We start from the raw sequence: 12445 nt of genomic DNA on the forward strand, positions 1-12445 counted from the left end.
TACCCGTACCGGCGCGATTCATCCGCGCCCGCTCGGGCAGACTCGGCGGGGTGACGGAGCTGATCGACCGCTGGCGGACGGCCGCGCGGGACGCCGGCGCCCCGGACGGGCCGGCGCTCATCCGGGCCGGGGAGGAGTTGCTGGCCCGGTGGCGGGAGCCGCAGCGGCGCTACCACACCGTGCGGCACCTGACCGCCGTGCTCGACGTGGTCGACGCGTACGCGGAGCTGGCCGACCGGCCGGAGCTGGTCCGGCTGGCCGCCTGGTGCCACGACGCGGTCTACGACCCCCGCGCGGCCGGCGAGGCCAACGAGCGGGACAGCGCCGCGCTGGCCGGCACGCTGCTGACCGCGCTGGGGCTGCCGGCCGCCGCGGTGGCCGAGGTGCGCCGGCTGGTGCTGCTCACCGCCGGGCACGCCACCACCGCCGGCGACCGGGACGGCGCCCTGCTCTGCGACGCCGACCTGGCGATCCTCGCCGCGCCCCGGCAGGAGTACGACGCGTACGCCGCCGCGATCCGCGCGGAGTACGCGCACGTGCCGGAGCCCGACTTCCGGGCCGGCCGGGCCCGCGTGCTGACCGCCCTGCTCGCGCTCCCCGCCCTCTACCGGCTCCCCCCGCTCGCGGCCCGCTGGACCGACCCCGCCCGCGCCAACCTCACCCGCGAACTCGCCACCCTCACCTGACCCCCGGCCCACTCCCCCCGGCACCGAGCCGTCGGGCACCCGCCGGCACGATCCACTCCCCGCCGGGCAGGGGCGATGGGGTCAGCGGGCGGGGCGGGTCAGGTGTTTGGGGCGGCGCAGGCCCGCGTCGCGGAGCAGGCGGACCAGCTCCCGGCTGGGGACCACCCGGGCACCGAGCCAGACCGCCATGGCGAAGCGCTCGGCGGGGATGTCGTAGTGGTCGCGGTCGAAGCCGCGCCGGGGTGCGCCCAGCGCCTCGGCGAAGGCGTGCAACTCCGCAAGGGAGACGTCGCTGATCAGGTGGGACCAGAGCCGTCCTCGTGACGGCCAGGCGGGCCGGTCCAGGTACAGCATGGCGGCCAATCTAGCCGCCCGTTAGCCTCTCCCGCATGGCCGGATCCCCCCTCCTCGACGACCTGCGTGCGGCGCTCGGCGACGACGCCGTCCTCACCGACCCCGATCTGCTCCGGATGCACCAGCGCGACGAGGCGGACCTGTGCCCGGCCGGTACGCCGCTGGTGGTGACCCGCCCGCGCGACACGGGGCAGGTGGCCGCCGTGGTCCGGGCCGCCGCCCGGCACGGCGTACCGGTGGTGCCGCAGGGTGCCCGGACCGGCCTGGCCGGCGCCGCGAACGCGATCGACGGCGCGGTGGTGCTCAGCACGGTGGCGATGGACGCCATCCTGGAGATCGACCCGGTGAGCCGGATCGCCGTGGTGCAGCCCGGCGTGGTCAACGCGCGGCTGGCGGCGGCGGTGGCCGAGCACGGCCTCTACTACCCGCCGGACCCGGGCTCCTGGGAGTCCTCCACCATCGGCGGCAACGTCTCCACCAACGCCGGCGGCATGTGCTGCGTCAAGTACGGGGTGACCACCGAGTACGTCCTCGGCCTGGAGGTGGTGCTCGCCTCCGGCGAGGTGCTGCGCACCGGCCGGCGCACCGCCAAGGGGGTCGCCGGCTACGACCTGACCCGGCTCTTCGTCGGCTCGGAGGGCACCCTCGGGGTGCTCACCGAGATCACCGTGTCGCTGCGCCCGGCGCCCGAGGAGTCGCTGACCATGGTGGCGGTCTTCGGCTCGACCGCCGAGGCGGGCACGGCGGTGGCCCAGATCGCCGCCCGGGGACTCACCCCCAGCCTGCTGGAGCTGCTCGACCGGACGCACCTGCGGGCGATCGAGGCGTACCGGCCGATGGGGTTGCGGACCGACGCGCAGGCGCTGCTGCTGGCCGCTTCGGACACCGGCGCGCGGGCGGCGGACGACCTGGCCCGGCTGGCCGAGGTCTGCGAGGCCGCCGGCGCCGAGGAGGTGTACGCGGCCACCGACGCCGTCGAGGCGGCGGCGCTGCTCCAGGCCCGCCGGCTGGCGCACCCGGCGATGGAGAAGTTCGCCGCGGACGCCTTCCCCGGCGGCAACGGCGGTCTGGTGATCGACGACGTGGCGGTGCCGCGCGGCTCGCTCGCGGCGTTGCTCGACGGGGTGGCCCGGATCGCCGAGAAGTGCGACGTGCCGATCGGCGTCGTCGGGCACGCCGGGGACGGCAACATGCACCCGAACATCGTGGTGGACCGGGCGGACCCGGCCAGCCTGGAGCGGGGCCGGCACGCCTTCGACGAGATCATGCAGCTCGGCCTGGACCTCGGCGGCACCTGCACCGGCGAGCACGGCGTCGGGCTGCTCAAGCGGGACTGGTTGGCCCGGGAGATCGGTCCGGTCGGGGTGCGGGTGCACCAGGCGATCAAGGCGGCGCTCGACCCGGCCGGACTGCTCAACCCGGGCAAGGTGCTCTGAGGCGCGGCCCGGCCGCGGCCCGGGCGCGGGTCAGGCGGCGGGCTCGGCGGGGGTGGCCTGGGTGAGCAGCAGCAGGATCTCGTTGGCCACCGGCGGCCGATCCTCGCCCGGGCAGTCCTGCGAGGTGATCAGGCCGGCCGAGGTGAGCAGGCTGGAGGTCAGCGCGTCGATGCAGCTGACCCGGTAACGGCGGGCCTCGTCGGTCTCCTGACGCAGGCGCGGGTCGGCGAGCAGATCGTGCAGCCGGTTCACCTGCTCGGGGTCGAGGCTGCCCGTCGAGGTCACCCCGTCACCGGCGCAGTCGTCGCACTCCCAGTGGCCGTCTGGCTCGACGTTGAGCGACCGGAGCGGACCGTCCTGACCGAGCTTCTGCACCAGGCTGACCCGGTTGGCCGCTCCGGCGCCGGGGGAGGCCGTCGCCGCCGCGGCCTTGTCCGGTGTGGATTCCGTACCCCGGTCGAACACCGAGCAGGCGGTGAGGGCGATCGTGAGGACGGCACCGGCGCAGACCATGAGCGTGCGTGACCACTGGTTGGGAATCACGCGCCGGAACTTACCCCACCGTAGGTAGCGACCGGTACCGGCCGACCGTACGGGCATCGATGGGTGTAACGGTCGGTCAACGGGACGAGGTGGGCAGCCCGGCGCTGTCCCCGTCGACGCCCCGGTCGGCGGCGAAGCCCCGCACGTCCGGCGCGCCGAGCCGGGCCGCGTCGGCGGTGGCGTCGTCCGGCATCAGCTGAGACTCCCGCTCCGCCTCGACCCGGGCCCGGTAGTGGGTGATCTCGCGCTCGCGGGTGGCCGCGTCCCAGCCGAGCACCGCGCCCATCAGCTCCGCGGTGTGCCCGGCCGACTCCAGGCCACGGTGGGTGGTCTCGAAGGAGATCCGGGTACGCCGGGTCAGCACGTCCTCCAGGTGCAGCGCCCCCTCGGCGCGGGCCGCGTACGTCACCTCGGCGGCCAGGTACTCCGGCGCGCCGGCCAGCGGCGAGGCGAGCAGCGGGTCGGCGTCCACCAGGGCCAGCAGCTCCCGGGTCAGCGTGCCGTACCGCTCCAGCAGGTGCTCGACGACGCCGACCGGCACCCCGTGCCGGCGGGCCAGGTCGGCCCGGTCCCGCCACATGGCCTGGTAGCCGTCGGCGCCGAGCAGCGGCAGGTCGGCGGTCCGCGAGGGGCGACCGCCGCCGAGCCGGCGAACCGCCCGGTCCACCACGTCGGTGGCCATCACCCGGTACGTCGTGTACTTGCCGCCGGCGACCAGGAGCAGCCCCAGCATCGGCTCGAAGACGGCGTGCTCGCGGGAGAGCTTGGAGGTGGAGTCCGCCTCACCGGCGAGCAGCGGACGCAGCCCCGCGTAGACGCCCTCGATGTCCGCCGTGGACAGCGGCCGGTCGAGCACGGTGTTGACCTGGTCGAGCAGGTACTGGATGTCGCGGGCGGAGGCGGACGGGTGGGACCGGTCCAGCCGCCAGTCGGTGTCCGTGGTGCCGATGATCCAGTGCCCGCCCCAGGGGATGACGAAGAGCACGCTGGTGGCCGTGCGCAGGATCAGCCCGGTCTCGCCGGTGATCGCCGAGCGGGGGACGACCAGGTGCACGCCCTTGGAAGCCCGCACCCGGATGCCGGGGCGCAGTCCGACGTCGTTGAGCATCCGCGACATGTCGTCGCTCCACACGCCGGTGGCCCCGATGACGGTGCGCGCGCGTACCTCGAACTCGGCGTCCGGCGAACCGGCCGGCGCCTCCAGGTCGCGGACCCGGACCCCGGTCACCTCGCGGGCCTGCCGGATCAGCCCGACCGCGCGGGCGCTGCTCACCACGGTCGCGCCGAGGCTGGCCGCGGTGCGGGCCAGGGTCACCACCAGCCGGGCGTCGTCGACCTGGCCGTCGTAGTAGCGGATGGCGCCGGCCAGCGAGTCGGCCCGCAGGCTGGGGAAGATCCGGCGGGCGCCCTCGCGGGTCAGGTGCCGGTGCAGCGGCATCCCCCGCCCACCGCCGAAGACCCCGGCGAAGGCGTCGTACGCGGCCACGCCGGCGCCGTAGTAGGAGCGGCGGAACGCCCGGGCCGGCAGGTCCCGCAGGCCACGGCCGGCGGGCAGCGGCACCAGGATCGGCACCGGCCGGACCAGGTGCGGGGCGAGCCGGGTGGCGAGCAGGCCGCGCTCGGTGAGCGCCTCGTGGACCAGGTGGAACTCCAACTGCTCCAGGTAGCGCAGGCCGCCGTGGATCAATTTGCTGGACCGGCTGGAGGTGCCGGCGGCGTAGTCGCGGGCCTCGACCAGGGCCACCTTGAGCCCCCGGGAGGCGGCGTCCAGCGCGGCGCCCGCCCCGGTCACCCCACCACCGATGACCAGCACGTCGTACCGTTCGGACCGGAGGCGGCGCAGGTCCGCGGCGCGGCGCTCCGGGGAGAGCTGGCCGGCGGCGGATCGGGTCACGTTGGGGTCGCGCACGGGTCCACCGTAACCGCCCGGGGCCCCGGGCAGCAGGTCCTGTCCCCCGCCAGGGGCAGGGAGAGGCATTGATCACCCGCCGCAGCGACGGGAATCCCGCGATCCGGGCACGCCGGGACGGCACGGACGTCGGGGGGCGGGTCGGGCGTCGTACTGTTTCCGGATGCGGCCCGAGCCACCTCCCACCGGAAGCGACGGGACCGCCGGGTCCGCCAACCCCTGGGCGGTGGTGGCGGCCGTGCTGGCGGGCGGCTGGACGGTGGCGATAACCGTGCTGCTCCAGGTCGCCGGCTGGTCCGTCGACCAGGTACGGCTCGCCAGCGGGCTGGACCGGTGGCCGTGGCTCTGGCCGGCGGCCTCCCTGGCCGGCGTCCTGCTGGTCGGCCTGCCGGCCCTGCTGCTGGCGCTGCTCCCCCGTTCCCCGGCGCTGCGGGCCACCGGCCGGGCCTGGCTGGCCGGAGCGCTGGCGCTCGGCGCGCTCGGGGCGCTGCGCGCCCTCCCGCCGGTGCACCACGAGCTCTACCTGGCGGCGCTGGTCGCCACCGCCGCCGTGCTGGCCCTGGTCGCCGCCCGGCTGCCGGCCCGACGCCGCACCCTGCACGACGAATTGGGGGGCGAGCCCGAGCCGGCGGCCACACCCGATGCACCGGGGGGCGAGCCCGGGCCTGCGACCACCGCCGACGACGGCGAGCCGAGGCCGGCGATGACCGCCGATGAATCGGACGGCGCGGGTCGCACCGCGCGGCGGGCGAGTACCGCCGGCGCGGCAGGCGGCCGACGGCCCGATCCGGTCACCCTGCTCGCGGTGGCCGCCGGGCTGGCCCTGCTGCTCCCCTGGGCCTGGCTCGGCGCGCTGGGCGGCCTGCTGGAGACCGTGCTCGCCGCGCTGGCCGCGGCGGCGCTCGGCGCGCTGGCCGGGGTGCTGCTCGACGGGCGGTTCTGGTGCCGGCTCGGGGGCGGCGAGCCGCCCCGGCCCGCCCGGCTGGTGTTCCTCGGCGGGCTGGTCGGCGGGGTCACCCTGCTGCTGCTGGCCGCCGGCACCGGGCAGTCCGGGGCCCAACTGCCCGCCCTGCTCGCCGTGCCGCCGGTCGCCTTCACGCTGGCCGCCCTGTACGCGGCCACCCGCCGGGCCGGCGCCCGGTCCGCAGCACCGGTCCGCTGGCTGGTCGGCCTGGCGCTGTTCGGCCCGCTCGCCCTCGCCGACCCGGAGGAGGTCTCGATCCTCCTGGTCACCACCCGCGACGTGCCGTTCTGGGTGGCCGCCGCCGCGGTCGCCGGGCTCGCCGTCGCGGTCCTGCTCGCCGTCGGGTACGGCGTCCTGCTGGCCCGGCCCCGGGCGGTCACGCCCAGCCGGCGGGTGGCCGTGCTGGTCGCCGGCGTGCTGCTGGTCGCGGTCGGGGTGGTGGACGTGGTCCCCGGGCAGCCCGGACTGCACGGCGAGCGGCTGCTGGTGGTGCTGCGCGAGCAGGCCGACCTGTCCGGTATCCCGGCCGGTACGCCGGGCCGGGCCGGTCGGGACGCGCGCGCCGCCGAGGTGTACCGCCGGCTGGTCGCCACCGCCGAGCGGACCCAGGGCGACCTGCGCCGGGAGCTGTCCCGGCTGCGCCTGCGCCCGAGGCCGTACTACCTGGTCAACGCGATCGAGGTCGACGGCGGGCCGGCAGTGCGGGCCTGGCTGTCGGGCCGTCCCGAGGTCTCCCGCGTGCTGGTCAGCCAGCGGGTACGGCCGCTGCCCGCCCCCGCCTCGACGACCTCCGGCGACGCACCGGCGCCGGCCGGTCCGGCCTGGAACATCCGGCTGCTCGGCGCCGACCGGGTCTGGTCGGAGCTGGGGGTGACCGGTTCGGGGGTGGTGGTCGGCAGCTCCGACTCGGGCGTGGACGGCCGCCACCCGGCGCTGGCCGACGGCTTCCGGGGCGGCGACGACTCCTGGTACGACCCGTGGGACCGCACCCGCTCCCCGAACGACGCGGGCGGGCACGGCACCCACACGGTGGGCAGCGCGGTGGGTCGGGACGGCATCGGGGTGGCCCCGGGCGCGCGCTGGGTCGGCTGCGTCAACCTCGATCGCAACCTCGGCAGTCCCGCGCACTACCTGGACTGCCTCCAGTTCATGCTGGCCCCGTTCCCGCCCGGCGGGGACCCGTTCACCGACGGCCGCCCGGCGCGCGCGCCGGACGTGCTGACCAACTCCTGGGGCTGCCCGCCGATCGAGGGCTGCGACCCACGGGCGCTCCGGCCGGCCGCCGACGCGCTGGCCGCCGCCGGCATCCTGGTGGTCGCGGCGGCCGGCAACACCGGCCCGTACTGCGGCTCGATCGCCGACCCACCCGCGCCGTACCCGGACGTGTTGACCGTCGGCGCGGTGGACCGGAACCGTCGGGTGACCCTCTTCTCCAGTCGCGGACCGGCCCCGGGCGGCGCGGCCAAGCCGGACGTGCTCGCCCCGGGCGCGGGCGTGCTCTCCGCGATGCCGGGCGGCGGCTACGCCACCCTGGACGGCACCTCGATGGCGACGCCGCAGGTGGCGGGCGTGGTGGCGCTGATGTGGTCGGCGAACCCGGCGCTCGTCGGCGACCTGGAGCGCACCCGCCGGATCCTGCGGGACACGGCGAAGCCGGCGCAGCCGAGCTACCGCTCCCGCGCACCGCAGGACGCCTGCGGCGGGGACGCGAACATCACCGGCGCGGGCCTCGTCGACGCGTACGCGGCGGTGCGGGCGGCCCGGGCCGGCTGATCGGGCCTTGCGCCCACCCGTGGTGGTTGATCTAGGGTCGGCCACCATGGAGTTCACCCTCGCTGACCTGCCCGCCGACCGGGTCCCTGCCGTCGTCGCGTTCTGCGGACGCGCGCTCGACCTGCCCGAGGACGCCGCCGAGGCGGAGACCGTGGTCACCGCCCTCTGGCCCCGGGCCGCGGCGGACCGGACCGTGCTGGCGCTCGGGGCGTACGCGGGGGACGAACTGGTCGGGGTGCTGATCGGATCGGTCTCGGCGGCGGACCCGCGCCTCGGGCACGTGGACCTGCTGGCCGTCGCGCCGCAGCGGCGGCGTCGGGGGGTCGGCCGGGCGCTGGTGGCCGAGGCGGAACGGCGGCTCGCCGGCCTCGGCGCGGCCGAACTGCTGCTGGCCGGGAACCCGCCGTACTACGCCTGGCCGGGCATCGACGTGCGATACACCCCGGCGGTCTGCCTGGCGCTGGCGCTGGGCTACCGGCAGGACCGTACGGCGTGGAACATGACCGCCGACCTGTCGTACGACGGGTCGCCGGCGCTGCGCACGACGGAGCCGGCGGAGGCGAGGCTGGCCGGCCAGGGCGTGACGGTACGCCGGGCGGAGCCCGCGGACCTGCCGGCGCTGGCCGCATTCGCCCGGTCCACCTTCGGCGGCGCCTGGGACGGCGAGCTGGCCGGCTCGGTCGGCCGCGCCGACGCGGGCTGCCACCTCGCCCAGCGGGACGGCGAGATCCTCGGCTTCGCGGCTTGGGGATCGTCGCGGCCGAGCTGGTTCGGGCCGATGGGCACCGCGCCGGCGGCGGAGGGCTCGGGCATCGGCGGGGTGCTGCTGCGCCGCTGCCTGCGCGACCAGCACGAGGCCGGGATCGGCGCGGCGCAGATCGGCTGGGTGGGCCCGGTGCCGTTCTACTCCGGCAGCGCGGGTGCCCGGATCGAGCGGGTCTTCTTCCTGTACCGCCGCACGCTCTGACGGCTCTGCCGGCCCGCCGGGCGCGGCGCGCGGCTCCGCGAAAGACCGCGACATATCGATAAACGGGCGAATGGGATATAGACCCTGATAATGCCATTCGCCCGCATGGGTGATGGTCGCCCCCTACCGTTTCGGTAGAGGAGGCGACCCATGACCACGGACGACGAACAGACCGACGAGCCGTTGCCCCGCACCTGGGTACCGGTCGGCGACCCGTCCATCGCGGTGCCGTTCGACCGGCGGGACTACGGCGACGCGGAGCAACTCGCCGAGATGACCGGGGTCGACGAGCCGGAGGCCGAGGACCTGGTGGCCGTGGTGGACGAGCCGGTCGCCGTCCGCCCGCCGTACGACCGGGCGCAGAAGCGGCGTAACCAGCGCAGCCTGCCCTGACCGACGGAAAGGGGCGGACCGCTCGCGCGGCCCGCCCCTTTCGGCGTTGGTGGAACTGGACTCAGAAGTCCATCTCCCCGCCACCCGGACCAGCCGGGGCGGCCGGGGTCTTCTCCGGCTTGTCCGCCACGACGGCCTCGGTGGTGAGGAAGAGCGCCGCGATCGACGCGGCGTTCTGCAGCGCCGACCGGGTCACCTTGGCCGGGTCGATGATGCCCGCGGCCAGCAGGTCGACGTACTCGCCGTTGGCGGCGTTCAGGCCGTGACCCGCCTCGATGTTGCGGACGTGCTCGACGACCACGCCACCCTCGAGGCCGGCGTTGACGGCGATCTGCCGCAGCGGGGCGTCCAGCGCGATCTTGACGATCTGCGCGCCGGTCGCCTCGTCGCCGGTCAGGTCCAGCTTGTCGAAGGCGGTCTTGCCGGCCTGCACCAGCGCGACGCCACCACCCGGGACGATGCCCTCCTCGACGGCGGCCTTCGCGTTGCGGACGGCGTCCTCGATGCGGTGCTTGCGCTCCTTGAGCTCGACCTCGGTGGCCGCGCCGACCTTGATCACCGCAACACCGCCGGCCAGCTTGGCCAGGCGCTCCTGCAGCTTCTCCCGGTCGTAGTCGGAGTCGCTCTTCTCGATCTCGGCGCGGATCTGGTTGACCCGACCCTGGATCTGCTCGGCGTCACCGGCACCGTCGACGATGGTGGTCTCGTCCTTGGTCACCACGACCTTGCGGGCGCGGCCCAGCATGTCGAGGCCGACGGCGTCCAGCTTGAGGCCGACCTCCTCGCTGATGACCTGGCCACCGGTGAGGATGGCGATGTCGGCCAGCATGGCCTTGCGACGGTCACCGAAGCCCGGCGCCTTGACGGCGACCGACTTGAAGGTGCCGCGGACCTTGTTGACCACCAGGGTGGCCAGGGCCTCGCCCTCGATGTCCTCGGAGATGATCAGCAGCGGCTTGCCCGACTGCATGACCTTCTCCAGGATCGGGAGCAGGTCCTTCACCGACGAGATCTTGCTGTTGACGATCAGGAGGTACGGGTCGTCGAAGACGGCCTCCATACGCTCCGGGTCGGTCATGAAGTACGCGGAGATGTAGCCCTTGTCGAAGCGCATACCCTCGGTGAGCTCAAGCTCCAGGCCGAAGGTGTTGCTCTCCTCGACGGTGATGACGCCTTCCTTGCCGACCTTGTCCATCGCCTCGGCGATGATCTCGCCGACGGTGCTGTCACCGGCGGAGATGGAGGCGGTGGAGGCGATCTGCTCCTTGGTCTCGACGTCCTTGGCGAGCTTGAGCAGCTCCTCCGAGACGCTGGCCACGGCCGCCTCGATGCCCCGCTTCAGGGCCATCGGGTTGGCGCCGGCGGCCACGTTGCGCAGGCCCTCGCGAACCAGGGCCTGGGCCAGGACGGTCGCCGTCGTCGTGCCGTCACCGGCGACGTCGTCGGTCTTCTTGGCGACCTCCTTGACCAGCTCGGCGCCGATCTTCTCGTAGGGGTCCTCGAGCTCGATCTCCTTGGCGATGCTCACACCATCGTTGGTGATGGTGGGGGCACCCCACTTCTTCTCCAGCACGACGTTGCGGCCCTTGGGGCCGAGCGTCACCTTCACGGCGTCGGCGAGCTGGTTCATGCCCCGCTCGAGGCCGCGGCGCGCCTCTTCGTCGAACGCGATCATCTTGGCCATACGGCGTTGTCCTCCTGGACACTCACGGGCCACCCGAGTGTTTGTGCCCCGGATGGGCCGCCTGGTGTACGCACCTTGGGACGTCGCCACCTGGCGACGACGACGTCCTTCGGCCGGGCCGGATAGCCCGCGACGACCGGCCATGTGCCCCACCGGCGTCTCGAACGCCGCTGCGACCGTGGCCCCACCGCCCCGACCATTGGCACTCAGCGTATGCGAGTGCCAATGACTTGTTTAGCACTCTCCCCTGCCGAGTGCAAGCACGATCGGGCCGGTCAGCCGAGTTCCGCCGCCAGTCGCGCGGCGTTCACCGGCCCCTCGTGGGCCCGCTGCTCGGCGTACGTCACGATCAGCCCGACCAGCTGGACCAGGTAGACCGGGACGACCAGCACCGCGGCCAGCGTGACCACCGCGACGGCGCCCGCCGCGGTGCCCGGCGCCGCGAACGGGTCGGTGCCCAGCGGCGCCGTGCCGACGGCCTCCAGCACCGCGCCGACCACGGTCCCGGCGACGACCGCCGCCACCACCAGCGCGACCCGGGCCGCCACCATGCCGAGCCGGCTGCGGAAGAGGTGGAAGGAACGCCCGATCGGGTTCTGCCGCTCGAAGAGGTAGACCGGACCGGCCAGGGCGAGCGCGAAGGCGAGGTAGACGCCGGGTATCACGCAGAAGCAGAAACCGACCATGACGAGCAGACCGACCAGCAGGGTCCAGCCGAACAGCCCAGGCGCCCGGCGCAGGCCGTAGCGCAGCGCGCCGCCGAGGTCGGCCGGCTCGCCGGCCGCCTGCCGGGTGACCACCCAGGTCCCGGCCGCCCAGCCCACGCTCTGCAGCAGGTAGAGCAGCAGGGCGGCGACCAGCGTCGCGCCCCCGAACGTCAGGAAGTCACCCAGATAGCCCGGGGGCAGCGAGCCGTCGGCCGGCACCTGCGAGGACGGCTCCAGGCCGAGGGAGATGATCGAGACCACCGCGGCGGGGAGCGCCTGGGTGAGCAGCATGATCGGCAGCAGGGTGCGCCATCCCCGGCGCAGCGCGCCGGCACACCGGGTGAACCAGCCGTCGACGCCGGCGTGCGGCGGGTTCACCAGCGGGTCGGCCGGGTCCCAGCCGCCGGCGGCCGGCCAGCCGTACGGGAGGTGGCCGGCGTACGGCGGGTAGCCCGGCGGGAAGCCGGCGTACGGGTCGGCGCCGGGCGGATAGCCGCCGGTGGGCGGGAAGACCCAACCCTGGTACGGGCCGGCGGGCCCGACCGGGCCGCCCGGGGCGGGCGGGTCCACGGGATCGGGTCCGGGTGGACCCGACGGGGACTGGTCGGACATGAGCACTCCTCAGCGACGGCTGGATCGGCCCACGATCTTCCCTGGCGCCCGCTCGCGCCGCTGCCCCGTGGGAGGCCGACCGACGAGCGGGACCGGACGCGACTCAGGCGATGACGCGCACCCGCTCGGCCTGCGGGCCCTTCTGGCCCTGGGCGATGTCGAACTCCACCCGCTGCCCGTCGTCCAGCGCCTTGTAGCCGTCCATCTCGATGGCGGAGAAGTGGACGAAGACGTCCTGGCCGCCGTCGACGGCGATGAAGCCGTAGCCCTTCTCGGCGTTGAACCACTTCACGGTGCCCTGTGCCACGGTGCACTTCCTCACTCTGCGCGGCGTTCCACGACCCCGGGGCCGGCGGACCGGCACCGGAGGACCACCGCTTCGGCGATCGGTGAGGGCCGCTGAATCGGTGACCGAAA

11 protein-coding genes are annotated in these 12445 nt (G+C 75.0%); 5 read left to right on the top strand and 6 right to left on the bottom strand.

Annotated features, from left to right (window positions below; genetic code table 11):
- Positions 1–50: 50 nt before the first annotated feature.
- Positions 51–686, top strand: coding sequence for an HD domain-containing protein (locus tag ACTWM8_RS28360; RefSeq protein WP_446211603.1), 636 nt, complete (start codon positions 51–53; stop codon positions 684–686).
- A gap of 81 nt (positions 687–767) precedes the next feature.
- Here the strand turns inward: ACTWM8_RS28360 and ACTWM8_RS28365 are convergent, their stop codons facing one another.
- Positions 768–1040 (bottom strand): DUF4031 domain-containing protein, encoded by a 273-nt coding sequence (locus tag ACTWM8_RS28365; protein ID WP_154941551.1) that lies wholly within the window; start codon positions 1038–1040, stop codon positions 768–770.
- A 35-nt stretch (positions 1041–1075) separates the two neighbouring features.
- Between ACTWM8_RS28365 and ACTWM8_RS28370 the strand changes: the two genes are divergently transcribed.
- The gene (locus tag ACTWM8_RS28370) at positions 1076–2476 is read left to right on the top strand and encodes an FAD-binding oxidoreductase (protein WP_446211604.1); all 1401 of its coding nucleotides are present in this window, start codon (positions 1076–1078) and stop codon (positions 2474–2476) included.
- 30 nt (positions 2477–2506) lie between these two features.
- Here ACTWM8_RS28370 and ACTWM8_RS28375 read toward each other — a convergent pair whose 3' ends face one another.
- Positions 2507–3019: a hypothetical protein gene (locus tag ACTWM8_RS28375; RefSeq protein WP_446211605.1), complete on the bottom strand. Its 513-nt coding sequence runs from the start codon at positions 3017–3019 to the stop codon at positions 2507–2509.
- 76 nt (positions 3020–3095) lie between these two features.
- Complete coding sequence (locus ACTWM8_RS28380) at positions 3096–4928, bottom strand: glycerol-3-phosphate dehydrogenase/oxidase (RefSeq protein ID WP_446211606.1); 1833 nt, start codon at positions 4926–4928, stop codon at positions 3096–3098.
- Between the two features lie 163 nt (positions 4929–5091).
- Between ACTWM8_RS28380 and ACTWM8_RS28385 the strand changes: the two genes are divergently transcribed.
- From ACTWM8_RS28385 to ACTWM8_RS28395, 3 genes are all read left to right on the top strand, one after another.
- A complete protein-coding gene (locus tag ACTWM8_RS28385) occupies positions 5092–7665 on the top strand; it encodes a S8 family serine peptidase (RefSeq protein WP_446211607.1) in 2574 nt (857 codons plus the stop codon).
- Positions 7666–7711: 46 nt separating this feature from the next.
- Complete coding sequence (locus tag ACTWM8_RS28390) at positions 7712–8632, top strand: GNAT family N-acetyltransferase (protein WP_446211608.1); 921 nt, start codon at positions 7712–7714, stop codon at positions 8630–8632.
- Between the two features lie 150 nt (positions 8633–8782).
- Complete coding sequence (locus ACTWM8_RS28395) at positions 8783–9025, top strand: hypothetical protein (protein WP_446211609.1); 243 nt, start codon at positions 8783–8785, stop codon at positions 9023–9025.
- A gap of 61 nt (positions 9026–9086) precedes the next feature.
- Here the strand turns inward: ACTWM8_RS28395 and groL are convergent, their stop codons facing one another.
- The 3 genes from groL to ACTWM8_RS28410 form a co-directional block, all read right to left on the bottom strand.
- Positions 9087–10709, bottom strand: a complete 1623-nt coding sequence (gene groL / locus ACTWM8_RS28400) for a chaperonin GroEL (protein WP_446211610.1) — start codon at positions 10707–10709, stop codon at positions 9087–9089.
- A gap of 275 nt (positions 10710–10984) precedes the next feature.
- Positions 10985–12028 (bottom strand): hypothetical protein, encoded by a 1044-nt coding sequence (locus ACTWM8_RS28405; protein ID WP_446211611.1) that lies wholly within the window; start codon positions 12026–12028, stop codon positions 10985–10987.
- Positions 12029–12131: 103 nt separating this feature from the next.
- Positions 12132–12335 carry a cold-shock protein gene (locus tag ACTWM8_RS28410; RefSeq protein WP_088960044.1) on the bottom strand — a complete coding sequence of 68 codons (204 nt, stop codon included), beginning with the start codon at positions 12333–12335 and terminating at the stop codon, positions 12132–12134.
- Positions 12336–12445 lie beyond the last annotated feature (110 nt).

The sequence above is a fragment of the Micromonospora sp. IBSANI012 genome (assembly GCF_052814045.1).

Excerpts from the sequence above, each read along its gene's own strand:
- ACTWM8_RS28365 (WP_154941551.1), bottom strand. The coding sequence starts at position 1,040 with ATGCTGTACCTGGACCGGCCCGCCTGGCCGTCACGAGGACGGCTCTGG.
- ACTWM8_RS28390 (WP_446211608.1), top strand. The coding sequence starts at position 7,712 with ATGGAGTTCACCCTCGCTGACCTGCCCGCCGACCGGGTCCCTGCCGTC.
- ACTWM8_RS28405 (WP_446211611.1), bottom strand. The coding sequence starts at position 12,028 with ATGTCCGACCAGTCCCCGTCGGGTCCACCCGGACCCGATCCCGTGGAC.
- groL (WP_446211610.1), bottom strand. The coding sequence starts at position 10,709 with ATGGCCAAGATGATCGCGTTCGACGAAGAGGCGCGCCGCGGCCTCGAG.
- ACTWM8_RS28370 (WP_446211604.1), top strand. The coding sequence starts at position 1,076 with ATGGCCGGATCCCCCCTCCTCGACGACCTGCGTGCGGCGCTCGGCGAC.
- ACTWM8_RS28395 (WP_446211609.1), top strand. The coding sequence starts at position 8,783 with ATGACCACGGACGACGAACAGACCGACGAGCCGTTGCCCCGCACCTGG.
- ACTWM8_RS28385 (WP_446211607.1), top strand. The coding sequence starts at position 5,092 with ATGCGGCCCGAGCCACCTCCCACCGGAAGCGACGGGACCGCCGGGTCC.